This window comes from Candidatus Halocynthiibacter alkanivorans (genome assembly GCF_003333265.1).
Taxonomy (GTDB): domain Bacteria; phylum Pseudomonadota; class Alphaproteobacteria; order Rhodobacterales; family Rhodobacteraceae; genus Halocyntiibacter_A; species Halocyntiibacter_A alkanivorans.
In genome coordinates this window covers 1-25,623 of the sequence record NZ_QOLB01000128.1, presented here as the reverse complement: position 1 = coordinate 25,623, position 25,623 = coordinate 1, and the positions used below count along the sequence as shown (strand labels likewise).

Annotated in this window: 23 protein-coding genes and 3 pseudogenes; 20 read left to right on the top strand and 6 right to left on the bottom strand. The window is 54.7% G+C overall.

Annotated elements, in window-relative coordinates; all coding sequences use genetic code 11:
- Nucleotides 1-129: 129 nt before the first annotated feature.
- From DWA01_RS15955 to DWA01_RS15940, 4 genes are all read left to right on the top strand, one after another.
- A complete protein-coding gene (locus DWA01_RS15955; RefSeq protein WP_114286802.1) occupies nt 130-750 on the top strand; it encodes an alpha/beta fold hydrolase in 621 nt (206 codons plus the stop codon).
- A 544-nt stretch (nt 751-1,294) separates the two neighbouring features.
- Nucleotides 1,295-2,104, top strand: coding sequence for a hypothetical protein (locus tag DWA01_RS15950; RefSeq protein ID WP_114286801.1), 810 nt, complete (start codon nt 1,295-1,297; stop codon nt 2,102-2,104).
- Complete coding sequence (locus DWA01_RS15945; RefSeq protein ID WP_114286800.1) at nt 2,101-4,074, top strand: MFS transporter; 1,974 nt, start codon at nt 2,101-2,103, stop codon at nt 4,072-4,074. Before DWA01_RS15950 ends, DWA01_RS15945 begins: the two co-directional genes overlap by 4 nt.
- Nucleotides 4,071-5,060, top strand: coding sequence for an ABC transporter substrate-binding protein (locus tag DWA01_RS15940; RefSeq protein WP_114286799.1), 990 nt, complete (start codon nt 4,071-4,073; stop codon nt 5,058-5,060). The genes DWA01_RS15945 and DWA01_RS15940 overlap by 4 nt, the downstream gene beginning before the upstream one ends.
- A gap of 512 nt (nt 5,061-5,572) precedes the next feature.
- On the opposite strand, the gene DWA01_RS15935 is transcribed toward DWA01_RS15940, so the two are convergent.
- The 3 genes from DWA01_RS15935 to DWA01_RS15925 all read right to left on the bottom strand — a co-directional run bounded on the left by DWA01_RS15935 (nt 5,573) and on the right by DWA01_RS15925 (nt 8,810).
- Nucleotides 5,573-7,042 carry a pyridoxal phosphate-dependent decarboxylase family protein gene (locus DWA01_RS15935; protein ID WP_114286798.1) on the bottom strand — a complete coding sequence of 490 codons (1,470 nt, stop codon included), beginning with the start codon at nt 7,040-7,042 and terminating at the stop codon, nt 5,573-5,575.
- Nucleotides 7,043-7,140: 98 nt separating this feature from the next.
- A complete protein-coding gene (locus tag DWA01_RS15930) occupies nt 7,141-8,223 on the bottom strand; it encodes a PLP-dependent cysteine synthase family protein (protein WP_114286797.1) in 1,083 nt (360 codons plus the stop codon).
- A gap of 26 nt (nt 8,224-8,249) precedes the next feature.
- The gene (locus tag DWA01_RS15925) at nt 8,250-8,810 is read right to left on the bottom strand and encodes a hypothetical protein (protein ID WP_114286796.1); all 561 of its coding nucleotides are present in this window, start codon (nt 8,808-8,810) and stop codon (nt 8,250-8,252) included.
- A gap of 168 nt (nt 8,811-8,978) precedes the next feature.
- On the opposite strand from DWA01_RS15925, the pseudogene DWA01_RS24055 reads away from it, so the two are divergent.
- From DWA01_RS24055 to DWA01_RS15915, 3 genes and pseudogenes are all read left to right on the top strand, one after another.
- Nucleotides 8,979-9,206: pseudogene (locus tag DWA01_RS24055) on the top strand (winged helix-turn-helix domain-containing protein); the annotation flags it as partial.
- A 198-nt stretch (nt 9,207-9,404) separates the two neighbouring features.
- The gene (locus DWA01_RS15920; RefSeq protein WP_235008579.1) at nt 9,405-10,532 is read left to right on the top strand and encodes a tetratricopeptide repeat protein; all 1,128 of its coding nucleotides are present in this window, start codon (nt 9,405-9,407) and stop codon (nt 10,530-10,532) included.
- A gap of 363 nt (nt 10,533-10,895) precedes the next feature.
- Nucleotides 10,896-11,603: pseudogene (locus tag DWA01_RS15915) on the top strand (IS6 family transposase).
- Between the two features lie 142 nt (nt 11,604-11,745).
- Here the strand turns inward: DWA01_RS15915 and DWA01_RS15910 are convergent.
- Entirely contained in the window at nt 11,746-12,663 is a 918-nt protein-coding gene (locus DWA01_RS15910; RefSeq protein ID WP_114286794.1) for a LysR family transcriptional regulator, read from the bottom strand.
- Between the two features lie 230 nt (nt 12,664-12,893).
- Between DWA01_RS15910 and DWA01_RS15905 the strand changes: the two genes are divergently transcribed.
- The 9 genes and pseudogenes from DWA01_RS15905 to DWA01_RS24050 all read left to right on the top strand — a co-directional run.
- A complete protein-coding gene (locus DWA01_RS15905) occupies nt 12,894-13,676 on the top strand; it encodes a 5-oxoprolinase subunit PxpA (protein ID WP_114286793.1) in 783 nt (260 codons plus the stop codon).
- 29 nt (nt 13,677-13,705) lie between these two features.
- Nucleotides 13,706-13,942 (top strand): acetyl-CoA carboxylase, encoded by a 237-nt coding sequence (locus DWA01_RS15900; protein WP_114286792.1) that lies wholly within the window; start codon nt 13,706-13,708, stop codon nt 13,940-13,942.
- Between the two features lie 2 nt (nt 13,943-13,944).
- Nucleotides 13,945-15,330: an acetyl-CoA carboxylase biotin carboxylase subunit gene (locus DWA01_RS15895; protein WP_114286791.1), complete on the top strand. Its 1,386-nt coding sequence runs from the start codon at nt 13,945-13,947 to the stop codon at nt 15,328-15,330.
- Nucleotides 15,327-16,202: a 5-oxoprolinase subunit B family protein gene (locus DWA01_RS15890; RefSeq protein ID WP_114286790.1), complete on the top strand. Its 876-nt coding sequence runs from the start codon at nt 15,327-15,329 to the stop codon at nt 16,200-16,202. Before DWA01_RS15895 ends, DWA01_RS15890 begins: the two co-directional genes overlap by 4 nt.
- On the top strand, nt 16,192-17,163 hold the full coding sequence (locus DWA01_RS15885; RefSeq protein ID WP_114286789.1) for a 5-oxoprolinase subunit C family protein: 972 nt from the start codon (nt 16,192-16,194) through the stop codon (nt 17,161-17,163). The genes DWA01_RS15890 and DWA01_RS15885 overlap by 11 nt, the downstream gene beginning before the upstream one ends.
- A gap of 22 nt (nt 17,164-17,185) precedes the next feature.
- Nucleotides 17,186-18,307, top strand: a complete 1,122-nt coding sequence (torT, locus tag DWA01_RS15880) for a TMAO reductase system periplasmic protein TorT (RefSeq protein ID WP_235008578.1) — start codon at nt 17,186-17,188, stop codon at nt 18,305-18,307.
- A 65-nt stretch (nt 18,308-18,372) separates the two neighbouring features.
- Complete coding sequence (locus DWA01_RS15875; RefSeq protein WP_114286804.1) at nt 18,373-19,881, top strand: sugar ABC transporter ATP-binding protein; 1,509 nt, start codon at nt 18,373-18,375, stop codon at nt 19,879-19,881.
- On the top strand, nt 19,878-20,888 hold the full coding sequence (locus DWA01_RS15870; RefSeq protein WP_114286787.1) for an ABC transporter permease: 1,011 nt from the start codon (nt 19,878-19,880) through the stop codon (nt 20,886-20,888). Before DWA01_RS15875 ends, DWA01_RS15870 begins: the two co-directional genes overlap by 4 nt.
- Before the next feature lie 29 nt (nt 20,889-20,917).
- Nucleotides 20,918-21,022: pseudogene (locus DWA01_RS24050) on the top strand (IS6 family transposase); the annotation flags it as partial.
- Nucleotides 21,023-21,111: 89 nt separating this feature from the next.
- Here the strand turns inward: DWA01_RS24050 and DWA01_RS22990 are convergent.
- The gene (locus tag DWA01_RS22990) at nt 21,112-21,306 is read right to left on the bottom strand and encodes a hypothetical protein (protein ID WP_136057769.1); all 195 of its coding nucleotides are present in this window, start codon (nt 21,304-21,306) and stop codon (nt 21,112-21,114) included.
- 931 nt (nt 21,307-22,237) lie between these two features.
- Nucleotides 22,238-22,573: an HGGxSTG domain-containing protein gene (locus tag DWA01_RS15855; RefSeq protein ID WP_200832596.1), complete on the bottom strand. Its 336-nt coding sequence runs from the start codon at nt 22,571-22,573 to the stop codon at nt 22,238-22,240.
- 340 nt (nt 22,574-22,913) lie between these two features.
- On the opposite strand from DWA01_RS15855, the gene DWA01_RS15850 reads away from it, so the two are divergent.
- From DWA01_RS15850 to DWA01_RS15835, 4 genes are all read left to right on the top strand, one after another.
- A complete protein-coding gene (locus tag DWA01_RS15850) occupies nt 22,914-24,452 on the top strand; it encodes a type I restriction-modification system subunit M (protein WP_114286785.1) in 1,539 nt (512 codons plus the stop codon).
- Complete coding sequence (locus tag DWA01_RS15845) at nt 24,449-24,973, top strand: restriction endonuclease subunit S (RefSeq protein WP_114286784.1); 525 nt, start codon at nt 24,449-24,451, stop codon at nt 24,971-24,973. Before DWA01_RS15850 ends, DWA01_RS15845 begins: the two co-directional genes overlap by 4 nt.
- A gap of 44 nt (nt 24,974-25,017) precedes the next feature.
- Nucleotides 25,018-25,293: a transposase gene (locus tag DWA01_RS15840; RefSeq protein WP_114286783.1), complete on the top strand. Its 276-nt coding sequence runs from the start codon at nt 25,018-25,020 to the stop codon at nt 25,291-25,293.
- Nucleotides 25,290-25,623: IS3 family transposase (locus DWA01_RS15835; protein WP_136057632.1), on the top strand; the 334-nt coding region annotated here is incomplete at its 3' end. The genes DWA01_RS15840 and DWA01_RS15835, both read left to right, overlap by 4 nt.

Sequence of the window (25,623 nt, the reverse complement as noted above, 5' to 3'; positions counted from 1 at the left end):
TTTCGGACGACCTCCGCCCCGTTCCAGTTGTCTGTCTCATGTCCCACTCCCTGGTGGTTACGATGAGCCAACAACACTCTCTTATCAAATACCGCTATTTGGCCCCATAAGCGCTGACGTCAGACAGACTTGCCCGGATTTGGCAAGAACGCTGAACTCGAGGCGTTGAACAGCATCCAAGGCTTTGCAACTTGGGCGCTGGAGGAGCTGGCGGCGCGTGGGGTTGAGCGATTTCACTTGGTTGGCCACTCGATGGGCGGGATGGTTGCGCAAGAGATGGTCAGGCAGGCACCGGCCCGTATCGACCAGCTTGTACTCTATGGCACCGGCGCCACGGGGGTGTTGCCCGGCAGGTTCGAGACCATAGACACCTCAAAGCGTCGGGCGCGTGCAGAAGGCTCTCAAGCCACCGCTCGGCGGATTGCTGCGACGTGGTTTCTAGATGGGGACGCGGCTGCAGCCTACGAAGCCTGCGCGGCCATTGCAGAACATAGCAGCCTGCCAGCTATCCTTGCCGGACTTGATGCGATGCACAACTGGTCCGGCAACGCATACCTTGAGAACATTCAGACGCGGACTCTGGTGATCTGGGGCGATCGCGACCGAACTTACCCTTGGCAGCAGACCGAACAATTGTGGCAGTCCATCGCCGGAGCTAGTTTGGCGGTCATGCCGGGCTCTGCCCATGCGGCGCATTTGGAAAAACCAGGGCTGTTTAACGAGGTATTAAAAGACTTTTTAAAAACTTGAAAAGTACTTCGGTAGATGCTGTATCCTGCAAATTGCTATTTTGCAGGATACAGCAGTTTCCCGTTTTGTCCCGCACTACCTCCATTCGCATCCTGAAAACGCCGCGCACTGGGCGAATGGCCGCTTTTGGGGAAGCCGCACCGCAGAAAAAAGAATAGACACGAACGGCAGGAATGGGCCGTTAGTGACAGTGATGGCAGAGGGAATTGGTCCGATTGCTGCACCAGGCACATTTCGTCGGTATGGGCGGGATGCGGTCATTCGCTACGGGCGTAATGTGAACTCATGCAATCTTGAAAGCGGGCATTCAGGCCTGAGTACCCCCCCAATAGACTAGGATGACCGGTCAGAGCTCGGTGTGTGTAATGCTGCGGCAACTCCGAATTGCGGCAACGTGATCACCTATTGTTGCGGGATTCTGGCGCTCAGCCGAGTTGCATCAAGTAGACTAAACTCGTAGTTTGACGGACGTCACCTAGCGAACTATTTATAACCATTAGTTTTCTTGCCAGAAAGCGTCGAGATCATTCAAAGATCCGTTCGTTTGTTCTCTGGCATTCTAATTCGTTGGATTCTGATGGAACTTTTCTGGAGAACTTGGTTTGCGGCTTTTAGCGTAATTGTGTCAGTTGGCCTTATGCTGGTGACGCTCGTTACGCTGGAGTTCAAACTCGATTACGAGCGCCTACTCGGAGAGCGGATGCTTGTCATCGGTGCCAGCGCTGCAGCTCCGTTCTCCGCAGCTGCGGAACTGGGCCTACCTATGAAGAGTGTGCGTAACGCGTCTGCTTTGCTCGATATCCCCCGTCAAACCGACCCCTTGATTTCTGGTGTTTGGGTGCTGGATGCGCAGTACCAAGTGATCCATGGGGCCGGGCCCTGGATCATGGATGAAAATGATGTAAAAACGACCCTCAAGGCAGGTGATGGGCGGGCAAACGGATGGTTTACCACCCTCGATTCCTCTTTCGTTGCGGGTACGCCTATTCGCAATTCAAATACTGAACACGTTGGACAAGTGATAATCACTTATCCACTAGAGGTTAGCCGGACGCGAGTTTTGGCGATGGTTGCGGAGCTATCATTCCAAGTTCTGCTTATTTCGGTGGTTGCTTCACTGGCGACGGGGTTACTCCTTCGAGTCTGGATTGCGAGAGAGATTGGCAATTTCAGCGCTGTCACTGCGGAACTTACTGAGTTTGAACGCCAAGTTTGGACGATGCAGCCTGGTGGCGAGAAGGTCGGACAAGCGGTTCACATCCAGGGATTGCTTGGACAATCGCGTGCGGTGTATTGCGATCTGATCGAGGAGCCATCAGAACACAAAGACGTCGATCCAAGCAGGCGCAAATGATGATGCCTTCGAATTTTGCCATAAATCGGGAAGGCCTTAGGCTGCGGCTCGTTGCGATTCTGACTTTCGTTGTCATCATGTCAGTGCTTGCCATGTCTCTGGTTGTCGTGGTGACGTTTAACACAGCAATTGCACCAGAGCTTGAGAACCGGACACGTCTAATTGGTGCCACTGTGCGCGGCGACCTACAGCGCGTTTTGCAAATGGGCATCCCACTCGATGCAGCTGGGGGCCTCGAAGGATTTCTGGAGAACGCTGTCGCGCCCTTTCCCGAAGTTCGGCGTGTTGCCGTACTGACCAGAAATGGCAACGTTGTCGCCGAGATCATTCGGGAGGAACTCGTGTCGACGGACGAAGGAGGAGGTCTGTTATTTCTGATCGGGGTCGGGCCGACACAATTTTCGCTGCCAATCATCGTTGGCAACCGTTTGGTCGGACAGGTGGAAGTCGAGGGCAGCCCGCAATTCGTACGAACCCGCCTGCGGGATATCTTTCTGGATGTTGGGGCTCTGTCAGTCTTGGTTGTTTTGGTAGGAATTGAAGTCGCAATTCTTGCAGCAGCTGCTGGCATCTGGAAACCCTACGGACGTCTTATCCGTCTGCTTCGCGAGCAGTCGCAAGGGCGATTTATCGCAGTTGCACGCGTGTCCGGGCCCGGTCAGTTGTCCAGAGCGATCGCGCGCTTGAATGACCAAGTACGGGATTTAGCGCGTCGACGAATACATACCGGTGCTGATCGCCCCAGACGTCTTCAGCTGTCAGACGTCGTGGACATGCGGTTGGTCCTGTTGATCTACGTAATCGGCGCTGAGATCACCGCTTCATTCCTGCCACTCTACGGGGCAAGCGCAACGCGCGTTGGCTGGATGTCGGCTGACGTTGCCGCCGCCTTGCCTGTGGCATTATTCCTGGTCGGCGTGGCCGCCCTGAGCCCATTTGCGGGAGGACTCACGCGGCGTTTCGGTGCTCGACGCTTGTTTGTTGCGTCAAGTGTCCTGACGGCCCTTGCTCTGGCAGGTATGGCACTAGCTGATTCCATCGCAACCATAGCTGCCGCTCGCGGCATTGTGGCGGTACTCTACGCGCTCGCCACTATTTCCTGCCAACAATACGCGCTGGAGGCCCAGTCTGAGGCGCGAGGCTTACAGGAGATTGCGGGCGGGTCGGCCTCAGCTTCCTACTATGCCATGATCTTTGGTGGTCTCGTCGGCGGCTCGGCGCTGGGCGGGGTTGTGTCGAGCCTGTTTTCCTATGAATCTGCAATCTTTCTGGGCGCGGTACTGGTCCTGGTCAGTGCTGCGATCGCTCTCGTCTTTATGGATGGTGCAGCAGGCAGGCTGAAGCCGCCTGCCACAGAATCTGTATTGCCGACCCGACTGACAGGCGCGGTTCGCCTGAGGCTGGCCATCCTGATCGGGTTCATCGGGGCACCTGTTGCTGCGACCACCGCGATTTTTGTGTGGTATCTAACACCACTGTTTCTGTCTGGAGCGGATCGTAGCACATCCGAGATAGGGCGCGTTGTGATGCTCTATTATCTGATGTTGGTCGTGGTAGGCCCGGCGGCGAATGCCCTGTTTGGGCGCAGACAAAATGCGACGCTTTCCGTTGTTGCGGGTTCCATATTGACTGCCGCTGTCTTGTTTTTTCATGACCTCTCGGCAGATATTCTGGGCTATGCAGTTGCATTAGCGGCGTTGGGTATTGGACATGCTCTTATTCGCGCGCCACTTTTGACTGCTGTCATCGAGACATCGGATTCGGCGAACGGTCCAGTGAATATTTTGCGCGGCGTAGAGCGGTTAGGTGGTCTGGTCGGGTTGGCTGCGGGAAGTGTCCTGCTTTCTTGGGGGAGAGCAGATTTGGCGCTGAACGCTCTCGCTTGGCTTTCGCTCTCTGGCGCTGTTCTTCTGGGCCTTCAGCATGCAATAACTGGCACAAGACGCGATGATGAGAGGCGTGAAGAATGATAACTCAAAGATGGATTGCGGCCCTGTTTGTGCTCATCTCGAGCCTCTGGGCAACTGCTGTTTCAGCCGCTGAATGGAATGTGATGATTGTCACCTGGAGAGGGTGTGAAGAAGCGTGCCAAGGGTTTCAGGATCATTTTCAACAAGCAGGTCTGGACGTCAAATTCCTTTTGCGTGATGCGGCGAGGAATGTCTCAACCCTACCAACAATTTTGGAGGAAGCACGCGAGGTCGATGTAGACCTTATCGTAACTTGGGGCACTTCCGTCACGCGGGGGATTGCCGGAACGCTCTCCGATCTGGGCGATACAGACTTCAACACGGACATCCCGCAGGTCTTCATGATCGTTGCCGACCCAGTAGGTGCCGGAATCGTGAATAGCCTCGATGCTACGGGTCGCACAAACGTCACGGGCACTTTCAACAGAGTTCCTGAGACAGTTACGATTGCAACGATCCGGCGCTACCTTCCAACTTTCCGCCATCTTGGCATGCTCTACAATAGTTCCGAACCCAACTCCGCACTTAAACAAAGCGAAATGGCAGGCTTATCTAACAAATTGGGGTTCTCTCTGACGTCTATCGATATCGACCTTCTTGGAGGCAGGCAGGGGATCGCCCCCGGAATGGATCAGCTCCGCGCAGCAGAAGTGGATTTCGTTTACCTGGGCTCGTCTTCTCTGCTGCGAAGCAACGCCGACGTCGTCGCTTCTGCCGCTTTGGCTTCTGGCTTGCCGCTTCTGACTCCCTACGAGGACATGGTGCGCAACGGGCAGGCCCTGATCTCGATTGCAGCGCGCTATTACGATGTGGGCCGCTTGGCAGGCAAACTGGCCGAACGGGTGCTGACCGAAGGATCTGACCCAGGGCAACTATCAGTCGCCCGCATGTCGGATTTTGCCGTGACGGTTAACATGAGTTTCGCCCGAGATGTTGGGGCACTTCCCCCAATCGAAATCCTGCAATTTGCCGAAATTGTGGAGTGAAGAATTGTCTGTTTGTCGAAATAATTGGAGCTACTGGGTTTGTTTGAGCAGCCTGAGGAAAATGCCGCGCGGCAAACCAATGCCCGGATTGGCTGGCCGCGGCGCAGCATCGACAATCGGCGACCAAGGTCTCCTATGGGCCGTTCTTGACAGTTATGGCAGAGGGAAGTGGTCCAATTTCTGCGCTATGCACATTTCGACGAGAAGGGCGGAAAGGAGCCGTTCGCTGCGCTGACCACCAACGGCCGTAGTGCGAAAAGAGCGACGTTTCGTTTCGGTAATCCCTAAAACAGGTTAAGTCTCGGCCTGCCGCAAACTTTCAAATGCGGTGTCTCAGTTTGTCAATTTCGGTAATTTTGGCCACTGAAGGGAAAGTCATTCTTTGAACAGATAATTAGTGGGGTAAAACGGACTGTTCTCTTGGTGCGGGAACGCGACAAGTTCAATTTCCTCCGGGAATTTTTGGAGCCGCGCTAACCGCTCAGAGTTAGTTTCTATTGATCGCAACTCTTTCAATGAGAGAACAGCGAGGAAGCGTTAACAATAGCGTTTCCAAGGCGGAGGGTTTCGCTGACCAGAAACGCCAGGTCGGTTGCGACCGTGCGATGGTTGTTGATTGCAGCCCGCAAACAATGCCGCCCATGCACCGTGGTGTCAGAAATGGCCGCAACTCCGGTTTCCTGCATTTGCAGCATGATTTCCGTGTTGATCCGCTTCAGATCTTCTTCCGAGGTCTGTCCGGGATCAAACCGGTAGCAGACAATGTTGATACTAGTCTCCATGGTTAGTTCCAATCCGGCGGTCTTACAGATCAGCTCGCTCAGATAATGCGCTTGCGCGATATTCTGGTCGATCAGTCGACCGAATTTCTGAACGCCGTGCTCTTGCAACGCCATCCAGACTTTCAGCGCCCGGAATCCGCGTGACGTCTGCAGACCAAAATCATGCAGCCAATGGGCCGAGGCGATGCCGCGTTCGGTCATTTCGAGAAATTCAGGTGTCAAAGTGAAAGCACCGTAATGAGCGTCGCGGTCACGGATCAGAGCGCAGCCGACTTCAAAAGGGGCATGCAGCCATTTATGCGGATCCAGCGCGATTGAATCCGCCAGTTCAATGCCGGAAACCCGCGACTTGTTGCCGGGCGCGATAGCAATCAGCGCACCAATACAGCCATCAACGTGAAACCACATATTTTCCCGCTGGCACAGGGCTTTGATCGCCTGCAGGTCGTCGATAGCCCCGGTGTTGACGGTGCCAGCGGTGGCAATCACACAGGCCGGATTAAACCCGGCGGCGCGGTCCTCGGTAATCGCGAACTTCAGAGACTCGATGTCGATTGTGCAGTCCGGATGAGAACGGATTTTGCGCAGAGATTTTGATCCTAATCCCAAGGATTCCACCGCGATCTGATGGCAGCTGTGCAATTGGTCTGAACCATAAAAACGTAACGGGCGATCCAGTGCACCAACACCCTCCGTGCGGACGTCAGCGTCGGCCATCTGATTGCGGGCGACTGTCAGGCCAATAATGTTGGCCATGGATCCGCCACTGACCAAAGTGCCGCTGGCTGTCTCGGGAAAGCCCAGCATTTGTTTACACCAATCGACCACTTGCTGGTCAACCAGGCTGGCCGCATGATTGCCGCCGCCTAGGTTTGACCCCTGAACGGCGGCCAGGAAATCACCCAGCGCGCCGGTGAAATTGCTCGACCCCATGTACCACATCCAAAACCGTGGATGGGTGTTGCCCATCGGATAGGCCATGACGTTCTTGCTGAGCAGGTCATAGACCTCGTCCAGCGGTTTGGGATCTTGGGGCAGAGGAGAGTTCAAAACCTCGCGGACTTCTTTGGGCATGGCTTGCCAAAGCGGCCGGTCGCGCACGTCGCGGGTATATTCGATCGCCTCGTCTATGATCCGGTGGGAAAGGGCACGCAACGCCTCCCAATCCTGCGGGTCAAGCGTTTCTTCTAATCCGGACATTCAATAACCTTTCGGGACGGCAATTCGAAATGAATTTCGAGATCGGGACACGCCAGGGCGCATCCCGAAATTTATTTCTGCTATGCACAAAGCTTCGACTACCCCATTTGAAAACCGGGTGTGGACCGGGAAAGCGCTTCCTCCTCGGCGTCCATATCCTCGGCTATGTTGTCAAATAGCGGCGTCGTCATGTAACGCTCTCCAGTGTCGGGTAGCATACACAGAATAACCGAGCCCGTCGGTGCGTCTTTGGCAGTCTTGAGGGCAACTGCAAAACTTGCCCCTCCCGAAATGCCCGTCAGAATACCCTCGCGGCGAGCAAGATCCTGAGCGCAGGCAACGGCCTCGGGCCCAGAGATCGGGACCAATGCGTCATAGTAATTTTTATCAAGGCTTTCCTGCAGCACCAAAGGAATGAAATCGGGGGTCCAGCCTTGGATCGGGTGCGGCTCAAATGCCGAATGGCTGCTGGCAGGGGCGCCGCCGGTAGAGCGGTCCTGGACCAGGTTGCTGCCGACAAGCTGAGCATTGGCTGGTTCGGACAAGATGATTTTTGTCTCGGGCCGGGATATGCGCAAAACCCTTGCCACCCCGGTGAGAGTGCCGCCGGTGCCATAGCCCGTGACAAAGTAATCCAGCCGCTGGCCATCGAAATCTGCCAGAATTTCACGCCCGGTTGTGGTTTCATGGATGTTTGCATTTGCCTCGGTTTCAAACTGACGGGCCAGAAACCATCCGTTTGCTTCGGCCAGTTCCACAGCCTTGTTGTACATGCCGATGCCTTTTTCTGCCCTGGGAGTCAGCACAACTTTGGCACCGAACATGCGCATCAGTTTGCGGCGTTCGATGGAAAAACTATCGGCCATAGTCACCACCAGCGGATAGCCCTTCTGAGCGCAGACCATGGCCAATCCAATCCCGGTGTTGCCACTGGTGGCTTCAATCACCGTCTGGCCGGGCTTAAGGCGGCCACTTCGCTCCCCCTCTTCGATAATGTTAAGCGCCAACCGGTCTTTGACCGAGCCTGCTGGATTGAAAAACTCGGCTTTGACGTAAATATCGACCCCGTCCGGAGCCAGATTGCTGATGCGAATGCACGGAGTGTCGCCGACGGTGTCCAATATGCTGTCGAACAGCCTCGCCCGCCCATTGGTCTGCCGGATTTTGCTGAATTCGTTCATCGTGAATTCCTCTTTCTTAGAATAGATCAGTTGGATTTAACTTTGGCTTCAACCGGCACCATAACGTGAACCAGAGGGGTATTATCCCACATCACATAGGCGCCGCCGACATAGGGGTCGCGCGGCAAGTTAGCGATGATCCCAGAATCTGGAAAAAGCATCATGATATGTGGGCCATCCTGAACCCACATACCGCCGTCATTGGGGTCGGTAGCCATTGGATTGTCATTGTTCACCAGTGCATCCCCTTGCAGCATGTATGAGACACCGACAACATCCGTCGAAAACTCGGTGCCGGACGATACTGCCTTCATCCACTTCATCCAGACTGCATCGTTGCACATCGGATGCTCATCGCCCGGGATAAGACCGATCCCTGGCAAGCAGACCCACCCATTGCTGCCTTCGCGTAAAATGGTGCCGTCCACATCCATGATTGTCGCTTTATCGGTGATGTCAGTCGGCGCAGCGGTGATTGCGCGGGCAATCTTGTCAGTGGCAGTTTCAGCGATGGCGGCACCTGCTACCAAACCTGCTGATGCAATTGCGGCACTGGCTGCGAGAATGGTCTTCTTGGCAAACGACATAGGGTCTCTCCTGTTACAAAAATCTGAATATTATCAAATTGAGCGAGCCCACATCTGGCGGCGCACTCTGTACCATTCATCGACTGTACTTCCGTGGATTTCGGCAAGCTTGAATGAAATCTGATTTTTTCCTGTAGAACCGCCGGTCTTTCGATAGTGTTTGACAGCATGGTGTATTTTTTTGGTCCTTTCGAGTTTGACCCGGACAGGTTTGAGTTGCGTAATCAGGGAAAGCTGATCGCGCTGGAACCACAGGTTTTTCTGCTGCTCAAAATGTTGATCGAAAATCATGATCGGATGGTCTCCAAGGATGAATTGATCGCGCAAATCTGGCAGCGGCGGGCAGTATCGGACGCAACTATAGCCAGCCGGATCAAATTGGCTCGCAGTGCGATTGGTGACGATGGTCGCTCGCAGCAGATGATCCGGACGATATATGGCATGGGGTTCCGGTTTGTGGCCGCAGTCACCACAAGCAGCCCAGCACCAGCTGTGCCTGTAGATCCAGCCACCACCGGAGGGCCGCCAGCCAAAGACATGAAGCCATCCCTTGCGGTGTTGGCGTTTCAGTATTTGGGATCGCCAGGGGCTGACATGACGTTGGCTGATGCCATTCCACATGACCTGATCCAGGCCCTGTCGCGCCTGCGCTGGCTGACAGTCATCGCCCGCAGTTCGACGTTTCAATTTCGCGCCCAGGTACCGGATGTGGCGGCAATTAGCAAAACTCTAAACGTCCGCTATCTGATGGCCGGAACCGTTGAAAGGCAGGGTCAGGCTCTGATCGTCACTGCCGAACTGTCGGATTGCCAGAGCGGTGCCGTGATCTGGAGCGACCAAATCTCCACACCGCTCGCCGGGGTCCATGAACTAAGAGCAGAACTGGCAGCCCGGGTTGTCTCGTCTCTGGAAGTGTATATTCCTCTGAACGAGGCGCGGATCGCGCGGCTGAGTGTGTCAGAAAACCTGGATTCCTGGCCGAATTATCACCTGGGCCTGCAACATATGTACCGGTTCACACCAGAGGCTAACGCAAAGGCAACTGGCTTTTTTGAAAAAGCCGCGGCCCAGGATCCGGGGTTTGCCCGTGCCTATGCCGGGTTGTCGTTCACCAATTTTCAGACCGCCTTTATGAAGTTTGGCGACGCCCCTCAAGTAGCGGCACTAAATTCCAAGCGCTTCGCGGAACGCAGTATTGAACTGGATCCGCTGGATCCGTTTTCAAATTTCACAATGGGGCGTTCGCATTGGTTACAGGGCGACCTGGAAAGCGGCCAGGACTGGCTGGACCGGGCGATCGCGCTAAGCCCGAATTATGCGCAGGGTCATTACGCCCGGGGGTTTACCGATATGCTGGCTTGCCGGTCGACATCCGCGCGCCATCATGTGGATACCGCCTTCTTGCTCAGCCCGCTGGATCAATTTGTATATGCAATGCTGGGTACCCGCGCTATGTCGCTAATGGTAGATGGTGAATACGATGCAGCCAGTGTCTGGGCGGACAAAGCAGCCCGCGCGCCTGGGGCGCATTTCCTGATCGCAATGATTGCTGTGCTGACGTATGCCCTAAGCAAGAACCAGACAATGGCAGACTATTGGAGTGCCAATGTACGCCACCGTCGACCGGATGCAAATCAGGCACATTTCTTTTCGTCATTTCCATTTGCGGATCAGAACATAAGGCATCGGGTGTCAGATGCCTTTGTCCAGTGCGGATTTTAGCAGCGATTTACCCAGAGCTCTGTGCCACTGCGGAACCGGAATTTCTGGGCAAAGAGGGTATTTTGTTCCAAGCCTTTCTTACTTCAACTGACCGTTTTCTATTAAGATGCGCAATGGCTCATTGCTGCCGTTAGCTGCAATCGTCACGAATGGCGGCAATGGGCCGTTCGTGACGGTGATGGCAGAGGGACGTGGTCTGATTGCTGCACCAAGCACATTCCGACGAGAAGGGCGGGAAGCCGTCGATCGCTGCACTTGCCACCAACGTCAGCAATGCCCGGCGGTTTCAACGGATCGACGCAACACTTTACTGTCAGCTGGAATTGGCTTGAGACGGGCAGGGTGGCCGCGTAGCTTTCCAGGATGACAAAACCCAGCCCTTTTCGGTATTTCCGAACTAACCCCGAAATCATCCGGCTTGCGGTGATGATGTACGTTCGGTTCCCACTTTCCCTACGAAATGTCGAAGACCTGTTGCACGAGCGAGGGATTGATATCAGTCACGAGACGGTCCGTTTCTGGTGGAATAGGTTCGGCCCGTTGTTCGCCGCGGAGATCCGTAGAAAACGTATCCAGTAGATGCGCGCCCATTCCAATTGGCAATGGCGCCTGGACGAGGTTTTCGTGAAGATCCGCGGCGAGACGCACTATCTTTGGCGTGCTGTGGATCACGAAGGTGAGGTGTTAGAATCCTTTGTCACTAAACGCCGGGATCGCAAGGCGGCGTTGAAATTCCTGCGAAAAATCATGAAACGCTGTGGGAACCCGCATGTCTTAGTGACGGACAAACTTCGATCCTACGGCGCTGCCATGAAAGTCATAGGCAATGTACAGAAGCAGGAAACTGGCCGTTGGTTGAACAATCGGGGCGAGAATTCTCACCAGCTGTTTCGACGACGAGAACGGGCGATATTGGGCTTTCGGAGTATGCGAAGTTTGCAGAAATTCACCGCCGTTCATGCTTCCGTCCATAACCACTTCAATCTGGAGCGCCACCTTTACTCACGCGCCAAGTTCAAGCTCAACCGCGCCGCCGCTCTCGCCGAGTGGCGCCAGCTTGGTGCGCCATAAGGGACAGCGTTACTGTCCTTACAGAGACTGGTTCGCATCCGTCTGACAGCAACTTTCTATGTCCTCTGGAGACCAACTGCAGAAACTATAACTCTTCCCGTTGGAAAAATAGATAATACACGGGGTTCGGCCTTTTTCCCCCCTACGCCCGTGGAGTGACGAGATGCGATTGAGGTGCAACGAATGACTGTTTGAAATAGTCATGCAGCGATGCAACGGCCGGAGAGAACTCGGTTCCTTTCCGCCACGCCAGGCCGACGTCCATGGACGGGATCTCCTGCTCTGTTGGCACGGTTCCGATCCGTTTGCCTTCAAGTGACCACGGTCGGTATACCATATCTGATAGAATGGTCACGCCCTGGCCATTTGCCACCATTGAGCGGACAGCTTCAACCGAGGAGGTGCGGAGTTTCACCCGGGGTTGGTGGTTGCTCAGGCTCCAGTACTTCATCGTCGTATGCGCGGCCTCGTCTACGGTCAGCATGATGTAGTCTTCCGCAGATATCTCTTCGAAGGTTGCGCGTCCCTGTCGAATGAATTTGTGTGTGTTGGCTGTCCATAGCCGTCGCGTCGACCGCAGAAGTGTTTCGGTCTCCAGTTCGGGATTGGATAAGTTTGACGTCAGGACAACGGCGATATCGAAGCGATTTGCCAACAGTCCTTCTTCGATGCTTTCACGGTTCAATTCACTCAACCGAATTTCGAGATTTGGAAACAGCTGCGCCAGGCGATCCAGATGATAGGGAAGGAAATAGCCGATGACCGTATAGGTCGCTGCGACATGTATCACCCCTTTCACCGGCGAACGCTTTTGTGTCACCTTCTTTGCCTCTTCAAGCTTCTCCAAAATTTCGCGCGATGACGCCAGGAACTCGCGTCCGGCTTCCGTCATGTCCATTCCATGTGCAGATCTGACAAAAAGTTGCGCGCCAAGTTCCGTTTCCAGTTCTTTGACAGCGCTCGTTACAGCCGACTGCGAAATATTCAGCTGCGAAGCAGCCCGGCTCACTTGCCCGGCTTCAGCTGTTGCGACGAAAAACTTGAGGTGGCGAAAATTCATATGTGCCCTCGGTGTATCTAAATCTGCCCCCAAGCATTATCAAAAAAATTGATAATCACAACCCGGCATGATGGCGGCCTCCAGTTTTCACATATTTTTAGGGGAATTAGTGGTGCATTGCATCATTCCGATTATCTCAAAATTCGATACCGCTCTAACGAAAATAAGAATTTTACATAATGGCACCCTCTCTGAGAGACTTTACCCAAGTTATTCGAGGAAAACAGCCAATGCGGGATTACGTGGATCTCAACTGTGATATGGGCGAGGGCTTTGGCCAGTGGGCGCTGGGCGATGCACCGGATGAAGACATCATGGCGTTGATCAGCTCTGCCAATATTGCGGCGGGGTTCCATGCGGGTGATCCCAATTCAATGGATCGCGTTGTCAAATTAGCGCAGACTTACGGGGTCGCCCTCGGTGCACACCCAGGCTACCGCGACCTGCAGGGCTTTGGGCGTCGGTACATCAAAACCAGTTCCGAAGAGTTGGTGAACGACATTGTCTATCAGGTGGGTGCGATCCGCGAATTCGGGCGTCGCCATGGGATTCCTCTACAACATGTGAAACCACACGGCGCACTCTATATGGAGGCTGCGATCAATGAAGAGCTGTCGCAGTTGATGATTGATACCCTCAGCAAGACCTGCGGCGAGGCAATCATTTTTTGTATGGAATCCTCAAAAACACACGAGGTTGCCAAGCGCTGCGGTCATCCGGTGGTGCGCGAGTTCTTTGCCGACCGCGATTATGACAACAGCGGCTCAATCGTATTCAGACGTCAGGTGGCCAGGCCCAACCCGGAAACGATTGCTCAGAAGTGTATCAAGGCCTGCAAGACGGGCAAAGTTACGACTGTCGAAGGTGATGAGATGGAGATCGGGTTCGAGTCGATCTGCTTCCACTCGGACACACCCGGGGCATTGGAAATCGGCAGGGCGATCCGCGCGGGGCTGATCGGAGCCGGAATTACGATCGCGCCCGCAGCGACGGTTCTGGAACAAGCCGGTTAAGAAACACCGAGAATATTAGGGAAACAAAAATGGCAGTTATCCAATCACCACTTCCGGGAATCTTTTATCACAAGCCCACTCCCGAAGATCCGCCGTTCAGGTTGACGGGTGACGATGTTGCCGTCGGGGACACAATCGGGCTTGTCGAAGTCATGAAGACATTCATTGAAATCAAATCAGAGATTCCCGGAAAATTTGAAGGCTATGCGATCGCAGATGGCAGTCCGGTGACCGCTGGCGAAACACTGGCCGAATTGAGCGACTGATCATGACAATAGAGCGTTTATTCATAGCCAACCGGGGCGAGATTGCTGTCCGGATCATCCGTGCGGCCAGGGATCTTGGCATCACTACAATCCAGGCCTATTCGGTGGCCGATGCCGATATGCTGGCGGTGAAACTGGCTGACGAAGCAGTCTGTGTCGGGCCCGCTGCATCGAAAGACAGTTATTTGAACATCGAACGCATCATGAACGCGATTCAGGCAACCAGCGCTGACGCGGTTCACCCCGGTTATGGGTTTCTGGCAGAAAACCCCAAGTTCGCCCGGGCGGTTGAAGAAGCGGGTATCCGGTTTGTCGGGCCAAGCGCGGCTACGATCGAACGGATGGGCGACAAAGTTGCAGCGCGTCAGGCTGCCGAAGCCGCGGGTGTGCCAGTGGTTCCCGGCTCGAACGGCCGGATCGAGACAGTGGACGAAGCCGCTGTGATCGCCGCCGAGGTTGGTTATCCGGTGATGATCAAGGCTGCTGCGGGTGGCGGCGGGCGTGGTATCCGGGTGGCTGAAGACGAAGAACAGCTGCGCAACCTGGCACCACAAGCCAGGGCCGAGGCCGAAGCCGCCTTTGGCGACGGCGGGCTTTATCTTGAGCGGGCCGTACGGTCGCCACGTCATATCGAGGTGCAGATCCTTGGAGACGGTACCAATGCAGTGCATTGCTATGAGCGCGAGTGCTCACTGCAGCGGCGCCGTCAGAAAGTTTGGGAAGAGGCTGGTGCGGACTGTCTGGATGAAGAAACCCGTGACAGTCTCTGCGCGTCGGCTGTGGCACTGGCCAGGTCGGTAGGTTATCGCGGTGCCGGGACGCTGGAATACCTCTATGACGAGGCCAGCAATGAGTTCTTTTTCATCGAGATGAACACACGCATTCAAGTGGAACACCCGATCAGTGAAATGATCACTGGTGTCGATCTGGTGCAGGAAATGATCAAGGTTGCAGGCGGCGCGCCGCTGAGCATGTCGCAGGACCAGATCACCCGAACCGGCCATGCCATCGAAGTGCGGATCAACGCAGAGGATCCGATGTTGCAGTTCATGCCCTGGCCCGGAAAGCTTGAAACGATGACGATCCCTGAAGGAGAAGGCATTCGCTTCGACCATTTTCTTTACGAAGGGTATCAGATCCCGCCCTTCTACGATTCGCTTCTGGGCAAAGTCATTGTGCATGGGGTGGATCGGGCCGATGCCATAAACAAGCTCAAAGGTGCGCTGAATGATCTCGAGCTTGTCGGCCTGAAAACGACCATTCCATTGCATCTGGCGTTGGCCGACGACCCGGAAGTGCAGGCCGGAAATTTCCATACCCAGTGGCTGGAGCCATGGCTTGCAGCCGGCAATCTTGCCGCCGCCGCGACAACAGGAGGTGGATCGTGAAAACACGTTACACATTTGGGGGAGATGAGCACATCTATGTGGAAATGGATGAAGAGATGTCGCTGGACGCCTTTTTTAAATCTCTTTCCATGAGCAACGTTGTGCGTGCAGAAAATATCCCGGGCGTTACCGAGATTTGCCCCGCGAACGCTTCGTTTCAGGTGAAGTTCGACCCTGATGTCACACACCCCGACGAGATGATGAAACGAATTCAGGAGTTAGAGCACAAGGCCGAAGGCGCCGAAAAGCGGCTCGCGACCCGGATCATTGAGGTCCCGGTATTCTATCAAGACCCCTGGACACAAGAAACGCTGATGCGGTTTCGTGAACGGCATCAGGACCCGTCGGGTACCGATTTGGAATATGCCGCCCGGATCAACGGATACGACAATGCTGAGGCGTTCATCGAGGCGCATTATTCGTCGCCCTGGTTTGTGTCGATGGTCGGGTTCGTGGCCGGACTGCCTTTCCTTTACCAGTTGGTCGAGCGCGACAAGCAGTTACAGGTGCCGAAATACCTGCGCCCGCGTACAGATACGCCGAAGCAGACTGTGGGCTATGGCGGGTGTTTTTCCTGCATCTACTCGGTACGAGGGGCTGGTGGATACCAGATGTTCGGCATTACGCCGATGCCCATTTACGACCCCGAACAGGAGGTCAGCTATCTCAAGGACTTCATGGTCTTCTTCCGTCCTGGTGATGTTGTGAAGTGGAAGCCCATCGACCGTGAGGAATACGACCGTATCGTCGCCGCAGTGGAAGCGGGCACTTACACGCCGCGTATTGCTGAGGTGGATTTCGATCTGGCTGAATTCAACGCAGACATGGCCGGCACCAATGCGAAACTGATGGAGGCTCTCAATGGCTCTTAAGATCGTCAAACCGGGTCTGTTCACGTCAGTTCAGGATCTTGGCCGCCCCGGCTATTTCCATCTTGGTATTCCAATCAGCGGGGCGATGGATCGTTTTGCAATGCGGACGGCCAACATGCTGGTCGGCAATGCTGAGGACGCAGCCGGGCTGGAGGCTGTGTTCATGGGACCAGAGATCGAATTCACCGAGGATGCTGTCGTCGCCGTCACGGGAGCCAGCATGCCAATCATGGTCGATGGCGACCCTGTCGGGGGCTGGAGCTCATTCGCTGTGAAAGCCGGGCAGACGCTGAGTTTCGGTTTCCTGAAATCTGGCGCACGGATCTACATCGCCGTATCCGGAGGGATTGACACAACGCCTGATCTGGGAAGCCGTTCCACATATCCCATAGGGGCGCTTGGAGGTATCGAAGGCCGGCCGGTCCAGGCTGGCGACGAAATCCCTGTCGGCAACAGCAACCCTGTCGCAGCCGGGCGCACGGTGCAGACAGAATTGCGCAGGATGCCAGGATCGCCGGCTGAACTGCGGGTTCTGCCGGGGCTTTACTGGCACCGGCTGACGGAAGAGGCCGGGACGGGATTTTTCGAAGATACCTGGACCGTCGCGCCCGAGGCAGACCGGATGGGGTATCGCTTCAAAGGCGGGCGTGCATTGGAGTTCGTGGACCGCGAACAGCCCTTCGGCGCAGGCGCTGATCCGTCGAACATCGTCGATGGTTGCTATTCCTACGGGTCGATTCAGGTGCCGGGCGGAACCGAGCCCATTGTTCTGCACCGCGACGCGGTTTCAGGCGGAGGATACTTTACCCTTGGTGCCATCATTTCCGCAGATATGGACCTGATTGGCCAGTTGCAGCCGAACACACCGGTCAGGTTCGTCAAGGTCGATATGGAGCGAGCGCTCGCGGCCAGGGCGGACCGAAGGAAGATGTTACAGAAAATACGAGAAGAGCTCGTCTAAGAGCCGGAAAAACAAGCCGAAATTGCGGGTATCCGCACCAACTGAAAGAACTGACAAGGAGGTCAGAACAATGAAGCTCGTCCTGAAAACCACCGCGGCACTTGTACTTGCAACCGCGATCCCGGCGTCCGCCTTTGCCGGAGGTAGTTGGTATCCCTACGAGGCAGAAGAAGTCATGCCAGCATTCGCGTCTGATGGCGTGGTGAGCACGGTGACCTACACCCCGGTCGAGAAGGCCGAAAAGGCGTGGAATATTTGCGTGTCCTTTCCGCACATGAAAGACGCCTATTGGCTGGGCGTTGATTATGGTGTCGCAGATGAGGCTGAGCGTCTTGGTGTCAAGATGAACCTGGTCGAAGCAGGTGGCTACACCGAATTGGCCAAGCAGATCACCCAGATCGAGGATTGCGTTTCGGGCGGTGCTGACGCCGTTGTCATCGGTGCGATTTCCTATGAAGGCCTGAACAACGTGATTGGTGAAATCTCGGGCAAGGGCGTTCCGGTTATCGACGTGATTAACGGCGTATCGTCTGGCGACATTTCTGCGAAATCTCTGGTTTCGTTCAAAACAATGGGTGCCGAGACCGGCCGCTATCTGGCCGGAAAACACCCAGCGGGCAGCGAACCAGTGAAAGTTGGCTGGTTTCCTGGGCCAGCTGGCGCTGGCTGGGTTGAAGCTGCCCACGCGGGCTTCATGGAAGCCGTTGCAGGCTCAGCAGTTGAAGTTCTGGAACCACGCTTTGGCGACACCGGCAAAGAAACTCAGTTAAAACTGGTCGAAGACGTTTTACAGGCCAATCCCGACGTGCGCTATCTCGCGGGCACCGCCGTGACAGCTGAAGCGGCGCAAGGGCTGATCCGTGAACGTGGACTGCAAGGCAAAGTGGACCTTCTGGCCTTCTACATGACACCGGGGGTCTATACCGGGATCAAGCGGGGCTTCATCCTCGCTGCGCCTGCGGATTCCATGGTCGTTCAGGGCCGGATCGCGATTGACCAGGCCGTGCGGATTCTAGAAGGCAAGGATTACACCAAGCACGTTGGTCCGAAAATCTTCGTCGTCGACCCAAGCAACATCAACGATGTTGCGCGCGAAAACATTCTCCCGCCCGCTGGTTTTAAGCCTGTGTTTTCAGTGAACTGATCAGCCAAACCAACGAAAAGATGGGCCGGACCGGACAGTTTCGGCCCATATCACCGGAGTGGAAGATGACAAGCAAAACCATTATCAGAACCGAAGGTCTATCCAAGCGATACCCGGGGGTATTGGCTCTGAATTCGGTCGATTTCGACCTGACGCCCGGCGAGGTTCATGTCCTCTTCGGAGAGAATGGGGCAGGGAAGTCCACCCTGATCTCGATGCTCGCGGGTGCAAACACGCCGAGCGACGGAACAATTTATGTCGGAGAGAACAAAGTCGGTTTTGACAGCGTGGCTGATGCACAGTCCCACGGAATTTATACGGTATTTCAAGAGTTTTCACTGATCCCGACCCTTACGGTTGCCCAAAACATCTTTCTCGGATGGGAGCCGAAGATTGGCCCATTTATCGACCATCGCGCCATGCGCAAGCGCGCTAAAGAAATGTTCGATGAACTGGAATTTGATATAGACCCATCAGAAATCACTGCGCATCTGTCGCGGGCACAACAGCAGATGGTTGAGATTACAAAGGCCTTTCACGGGGATCTCTCGGTCCTGATCCTTGATGAGCCGACCGCATCACTTACTGACCGCGAAGTGGATCATCTGTTTGGTTTTATTGAAACGCTGAAAGCGCGGGGCGTCGGGATCGTCTACATCTCGCACAGGATGCAGGAATTCGCCCGTATCGCGGATCGGATCACAGTTCTGAGGGACGGCGCCAGGATCGGCACGGTCACAATGGCGGAAACCGACGATCACGCTTTGGTCGAAATGATGACAGGCCGGGCGATTTCCGCGATTTATCCGGAGATTCACAAAGGCGACGGTGATGTGCTGCTTCGGGTTGAGAAACTCCGCACAGCCGGGATCAAAGACTGTTCTTTCGAAATTCGAAGTGGCGAGGTGCTGGGAATTGCAGGTTTGGTGGGGTCGGGTAAATCAAGGTTGTTTCGGACAATAATGGGTCTGACGACAAGAATCGGCGGCAGGGTCACTTTGGCCGGTCGCGACATAACGCGCTCAACCACCCGCGAAATCATTCATGCAGGTGTTTATTACCTTTCCCCCGACCGGAAGCACGAGGGTCTGGACCTTGTCAAGGCATCCCAGGACAACCTCGCTTTGAACCCGGTAATGGATCGTTTCAAGGAAAAGATTTCGGGATGGGTCAACTGGAATGCGGTTGCGGCTAAAACCGAAGCTGTCGCTGACAAAGTCGAACTGACGGAAGCGTATCGCAAGAAGCTGGTTTCGCAACTTTCCGGTGGGAACCAGCAAAAGGTCCTGTTTGGCAAGGCATTCGGGCAGGATGTCGATATTTACATTTTTGATGAACCCACAGTCGGCGTCGACATAGGGACGCGAGCCGCATTGTACCGGCTAATCAAGGATCTCGCAGAATCTGGAAAGGCCGTTGTCGTGATCTCCTCCGACTTGCCTGAGGTCATGAACCTTTCCCACCGCCTGATCGTACTCGCACATGGACGTATTACCGCCGAGTTGAGTGGTGACGAAATGAGAGAGGATCAGATCCTGAAACACTTCTTCGACGAAAGCGGAACCACGGCATGAGCGATGAAACAAAAAACAAAACACTTCTGGACTGGATATTGCAGGTCTTTGTGCGCGTCGGCGTTCTGCCTTTCTTTCTGGCGATCGCGCTGGTGGTCTTCACCGCTTTGTCATCGAAGTTTTTGACCGGGCAAAACCTGATGAATGTGGCGCGTCAGTCGGTATATCTGGTGCTAGTCTCGCTTGGCCAGATGTTGGTGCTGATCTCCGGTGGGTTCGATTTGTCCGTAGGGACGGCCATCGCTTTGACTTCGGTGGTGTCAGCGACCGGGATGGTCTGGTTGTCCGGTGTGTTCCCTGACGCAATCTGGGTGGCCATTGCTCTTGGCGCATTTATGGGTTTTGGCGCTGCCCTTCTGGTCGGCGCCATCAACGGCATCGGTGTGGCCTTTTTCGATGTTTCACCCTTTATCATGACCCTGGGCGTGTCATCTGTTGGCGCCGGTCTTGCTCTGTTCCTGACGGGCGGGGTCCCGGTCAGTGGTCTTCCGTTCGCCTTTGGAGACATGTTCGGATTCGGCAGATTGTGGGGCGTTCCAACCCCGGTTGTCGTTGCCATAATCTGCATTGCAGTGATGTGGGTTTTCATGTCCCGCACCCGACTGGGCACCCAGATCTATGCCGTTGGTGGAAACATCAAAGCTGCACATCTTGCTGCGATCGACACCAAACGCACCCTGATGATGGCCTACATGATCTGCGCCCTCATAGCTTCTCTGACCGGGCTTTTGTTGACCGCACGTGTGGAATCGGGTGAAGCCAATCTTGGAGGCTCAATCGCCCTTGAATCAATCGCCGCCTGCGTGATTGCCGGTGTATCGCTCAGAGGCGGGATCGGACGGGTTGAGAATGTGGTGCTGGGCGGCTTCTTTATCGTCCTCGTCCAGAACGGAATGAACCTTGCACAGGTCAGTTCCTACATGCAGATGGTGCTGCTTGGCGCGCTTCTGATCCTTGCAGTGATCTTTGATCAACTCCGTTACCGGATCATCATGAGCGGCAGGTAGCCAGTACCCTGCAAAGAAGCCATAGAATGAACGTCAACAACCACTTCAATCAGGAACGTCACTATTACTCTGGCGATAACCTCAAGCTCAACTGCACCGCCGCTCTAGCTGAGTGGCGCCAACTTGGCACGGCGTTAAGAACAACCATACTGGCCTGTAGAGATGAGTTCGAAATTATCCGACACCAGCTTTTGGAAGTATTTGGGAGAGCGCGGCGCCGGTCTTATCCGGCGGCCGCGAAGTCTTGAGCCAGGGTTCGGAAGTTGTCGATTTCGATTTCCTCAATAGCGACAACATTTTCGGCCGCGTCTTTCAGCACCACAGCCACGTCGTTTGAGGCGGGCAGGGTGGTGAAGTGTACAAACACGTTGCTGTTGGCACCGGCGTGGACTTTGGTGGAGCCGAGGATGTCGCCCAACTCGCCGCCGATCAGTTCGACAACTTCAACCGTGCCGGCAATTTCGCAGCGTACAAGGTCAAGCTCGACACGGCTGTTGGTGTCCTGGTTGTAGCTGTCCAGGAAGATGTAGTTGACGCCGGAACCGGCGGAAGCGGAGGCTACGTTTCACACAGTACGGAAGCGGCGAGGGCGGATTCGAGGGCGATGTTTTTCATGTCATTGGCTTTCATATACCTGGGTGAATTCGGGACAGACTGTTTGATTTCCCGGCGTTTCCCGTTTCGATGCCCGGGAAATATGGCGGTAGAGAGGATTTTTAAGAGGCCGGTTCTGCGCGGAATCAGCTGCGTTTTTGCACGCACAATTTGTTGACATGAGGTGGCTTGAACATGACTTCCGGAACGCACATTCGAGCCGGTCCGTTATAAAAACCTGCCCCGATATAGAATATATTGCGGCCAGTTACGCCAGGTTTTCACGGCGATTTAGCCGACATTCCTCAAATGGAACCCGGTCCCTGTCAGCCTGCCTTGTGATAACGTAGTCAGTTATCGTAGCATCTAAGCGAGGTGTCGGATTTATCGAGCCGTCGCAATCGCGCATGCGAAATCCAGCTGTGCTCAACCGTTCCTGGCATGAAGATAACGCTGATGCCTTCACTAAGGCGGTGGCTGAAGCACAAGCCCCCTTCAGTCAGACGGGTGGTGATCTTTGTTTGTGGATTAAGGTAGTTATTTTGGGGGTATAGATGGGGGTGCCTGATCTTTTGTCAATTTTTATAGGAAACAATTACAATGCCTTACGGTCTGAATGTTGGTCCGTGTGGTGCACCATTAAAACTATCTTTAAAATCAAATAGTTATTTGAACATTGACGGGCTGACCGTTAGTTATTTTCTTTGATATCATGCGTCTGGGGGACACGTGGGGGACAAAGTGAATCATCCTTGCTAAAGTGGTTTCTGCATTTCACGAAATTTTGCCCAGCGCTTTCTTTGTGCTTCTGAGATCCTTTCTTTTCCTTCAATAGTTTTTGGGCCTGTGCTGGCGCCACCGTGATATTTGCAACGAGCTTTTCCAAGGATAGATAAATTTCTGCAAGCTTTGTTTTTTCGTGTCTTTGCGCCACAAGTTACGCGAAGGGGCTGAAGCGATAGGTCAATTGTTTCGGTCGTAAGGAATGCAAGCATCAATCGATAAGTGAGATCGATATTGTCGGATTCCTGTGAATCCATTGTGGTGGCTGTGGAAATTGCTGGTACGGGTTTTCTTTGTAAGTTTTTCATACCTAAATTTTAGCTTTTGCGAACAAAAAAGTAAGACCCGCGGAAGCGATATTTGACTATACTGTTCGTCGGAGAAGGCAATTCTCGGAGTGTCTACTGTTTTCAGGTTGGAGTAATCTGAAACCCCGTCCAATTCTTCATCATCTAAGATAAATCGCATTACTTAGCGCAAAACAATAGCGTACCTCGCCTTGGTTGAATCGGGCAAAGCTTTGGACCGGTTGCAATCAACTTGGGCGAATTAGTCCCGCATCGAGCCTGTGCTTACCTTGGCGATTTCAATTTGCCTCAAAGGCGAATACCCTCCGCACTAAAGAACAACCAAAAGATGAGAGCAGACATGCTGACAGGCCCAATCCGCACCCAAGTCGACCAAATCTGGAATGCCTTCTGGTCCGGTGGTGTGTCTAACCCGCTGTCCGTGATCGAACAGATTACCTACTTGCTGTTCATCAAACGGCTGGATGACCTCCACACGGTCGAAGAGAGCAAAGCAGAAATGCTTGGCGGTGAAATGGAACGCCGGATATTTCCGGTAGGAAACGACTCCAAGAACGAGCCTTACGAAAATCTGCGCTGGTCTCGTTTCAAGAATTTCGAAGCCCGCGAGATGATGCGGATCGTGGATGAACATGTCTTCCCGTATTTGCGCGAGTTGGGCGATGAAGGCTCCTCCTACGGCACCCATATGAAGGACGCGCGGCTTGGTTTTTCCAGCCCCGGCCTGCTCGCCAAAGTCGTTCAGATGCTTGACGAAATCCCGATGGAGGATCGGGACACCAAGCGCGACCTTTATGAATACATGCTGTCCCAGATCGCCAGCGCCGGACAGAACGGTCAATTCCGCACACCGCGCCATATCATCAACCTGATGGTCAATCTGATGGCGCCGGCGCCAAAGGATGTAATCTGTGATCCGGCCGCCGGCACCTGCGGCTTTCTGGTGGCGGCAGGTGAGTTCCTGCGTGACAACCATCCCAAGATGCTGCTCAACAAGGACAGCCGCGAACATTTCCACAAGGGCATGTTCCACGGCTTTGACTTTGACGCCACCATGCTGCGGATTGGCGCGATGAACATGACCCTGCACGGGGTCGAGAACCCGGATGTATCCTATCGCGACAGCCTGGCCGAAGAACATGGCGAGGATGCTGGACGCTATTCTTTGATCCTCGCCAACCCGCCCTTTGCCGGCTCACTCGACTATGACACCACCGCCAAAGACCTGTTGAAGGCGGTGAAAACCAAAAAGACTGAGCTGCTATTTGTCGCACTCTTCCTGCGCCTCATGCGTACTGGCGGGCGCGCGGCGGTGGTTGTGCCGGACGGTGTGCTGTTTGGCTCCTCCAAGGCGCACAAGGATATCCGGCGCATGCTGGTCGAGGATCACAAGCTGGATGCAATCATCAAACTGCCTTCGGGCGTGTTCCGCCCCTATGCCGGTGTGTCCTGCGCCATCGTGGTATTTACCAAGACCGGCGTCGGCGGCACCGGGGACGTCTGGTTCTACGACACGACAGCTGACGGCTATTCGCTGGACGACAAACGCACTCCATTGTTGGACGAGAGAAAGCTGGGCGTGACCCCGGCTGAGGCACTGGCCGGAGAAGATCACGCCAAGAACAACCTACCCGACATTCTGGCGCGCTGGAACGATCTGGATGGCGAGGGTGACCGCCCGCGCACCGCGCAGAGTTTCATGGTGCCCGCCGAGGACATTATCGCCACCGGCAGCTGGGACCTGTCCCTGAACCGCTACAAAGAGATCGTGCACGAAGAAATCGAGCACCAAGCCCCTGCCGAGATCATCGCCGAACTGCGCGAGATCGAAAAAGAGATTGCTGAGGGGCTGGATCGCCTGGAGGGGATGCTGGGATGAGCTGGCCGTTGGTCGCTCTCGGCGACATCACTTCAAAAATCGGCAGCGGCGCGACACCGCGTGGCGGGCAAAAGGCCTACAAAACGGAAGGCATTCCACTTATCCGAAGCATGAACGTTCACGATGGGAAATTCACTCCCAAAGGTCTCGCCTTCATTGATGAGGGCCAAGCGAGCGCATTGCAGAACGTCACCCTGTTTAAAGGCGACGTCCTTCTAAACATTACCGGTGCGTCTGTGGCTCGTTCATGCCGGTTGCCGCATGAGTATTCTGGCGGGCGCGTAAACCAGCATGTGGCGATTATTCGCCCTATGCACGAACGGCTCCTTCCAGAGTATTTGGAACACCTGCTGGTCAGCCCAACGACTAAGCGAGTTCTATTGGGAATAGCCAGCGGCGGTGCAACACGTGAAGCAATAACCAAAACAGCCATTGAAGAACTCAAGATCCTCCTCCCGCCGCTGGAGGAGCAGAAGCGGATTGCGGGGATACTGGATCAGGCTGATCTTGTCCCGATTTAGTTCCGGTCTCTTTCGAGCGATATTCGCAATGAAGGAGACAAGAAATGGCACCAAGATACAGCGAAGAATTCCAGCGTGACGCGGTTCGCATTGCAACGACCAGCGGCCTGACGCGACCCCGGATTGCGTCGGATTTGGGGGGTGGCGTTTCGACCCTGAACAAGTGGGTTCAACAACACCAGAACGACGACCTGATGTCTGGCCCACATGAAGATGTAGAGAAAGAGAACGCCCGCCTGCGCAAGGAAAACCGGGTTCTGCGCGAGGAGAGGGAGGTCCTAAAAAAGGCGACGATCTTCTTCGCAGGACAAAAGGCGTGAGGTTTGCCTTTGTCGACACCTGGAAGAAGATCTGGTCTATCGAGTTTCTCTGCAGTGTTTTGCAGGTGACTTCTCGCGGCTTTCGCGCTTGGAAATCCCGTTCCATCAGTCAACGTCAGCGTGATGACATGGTGCTTTTGGCGCATATCAGGGACCAGCACCGGCTTAGCCTGCAAAGCTATGGCCGACCGCGCATGACTCACGAATTGCAGGAGCTGGGGTTAAACGTTGGCCATCGTCGGATTGGTCGGCTGATGCGTGAGAATGGCATACGAGTTGTCAGGACGCGTAAATTCAAGGCCACAACCGACAGCAATCACGCGTTCAACA

Bases quoted from the DNA above. Each gene is read 5' to 3' on its own strand.
- DWA01_RS15945 (WP_114286800.1), top strand. From the start codon at position 2,101: ATGATGATGCCTTCGAATTTTGCCATAAATCGGGAAGGCCTTAGGCTG.
- DWA01_RS15925 (WP_114286796.1), bottom strand. From the start codon at position 8,810: ATGTCGTTTGCCAAGAAGACCATTCTCGCAGCCAGTGCCGCAATTGCA.
- DWA01_RS15855 (WP_200832596.1), bottom strand. From the start codon at position 22,573: ATGAAAAACTTACAAAGAAAACCCGTACCAGCAATTTCCACAGCCACC.
- DWA01_RS15895 (WP_114286791.1), top strand. From the start codon at position 13,945: ATGACAATAGAGCGTTTATTCATAGCCAACCGGGGCGAGATTGCTGTC.
- DWA01_RS15920 (WP_235008579.1), top strand. From the start codon at position 9,405: ATGACGTTGGCTGATGCCATTCCACATGACCTGATCCAGGCCCTGTCG.
- DWA01_RS15910 (WP_114286794.1), bottom strand. From the start codon at position 12,663: ATGAATTTTCGCCACCTCAAGTTTTTCGTCGCAACAGCTGAAGCCGGG.
- DWA01_RS15870 (WP_114286787.1), top strand. From the start codon at position 19,878: ATGAGCGATGAAACAAAAAACAAAACACTTCTGGACTGGATATTGCAG.
- DWA01_RS15840 (WP_114286783.1), top strand. From the start codon at position 25,018: ATGGCACCAAGATACAGCGAAGAATTCCAGCGTGACGCGGTTCGCATT.
- DWA01_RS15935 (WP_114286798.1), bottom strand. From the start codon at position 7,042: ATGTCCGGATTAGAAGAAACGCTTGACCCGCAGGATTGGGAGGCGTTG.
- DWA01_RS15900 (WP_114286792.1), top strand. From the start codon at position 13,706: ATGGCAGTTATCCAATCACCACTTCCGGGAATCTTTTATCACAAGCCC.
- DWA01_RS15875 (WP_114286804.1), top strand. From the start codon at position 18,373: ATGACAAGCAAAACCATTATCAGAACCGAAGGTCTATCCAAGCGATAC.
- DWA01_RS15885 (WP_114286789.1), top strand. From the start codon at position 16,192: ATGGCTCTTAAGATCGTCAAACCGGGTCTGTTCACGTCAGTTCAGGAT.
- DWA01_RS15930 (WP_114286797.1), bottom strand. From the start codon at position 8,223: ATGAACGAATTCAGCAAAATCCGGCAGACCAATGGGCGGGCGAGGCTG.
- DWA01_RS15850 (WP_114286785.1), top strand. From the start codon at position 22,914: ATGCTGACAGGCCCAATCCGCACCCAAGTCGACCAAATCTGGAATGCC.
- DWA01_RS15905 (WP_114286793.1), top strand. From the start codon at position 12,894: ATGCGGGATTACGTGGATCTCAACTGTGATATGGGCGAGGGCTTTGGC.
- DWA01_RS15845 (WP_114286784.1), top strand. From the start codon at position 24,449: ATGAGCTGGCCGTTGGTCGCTCTCGGCGACATCACTTCAAAAATCGGC.
- DWA01_RS15940 (WP_114286799.1), top strand. From the start codon at position 4,071: ATGATAACTCAAAGATGGATTGCGGCCCTGTTTGTGCTCATCTCGAGC.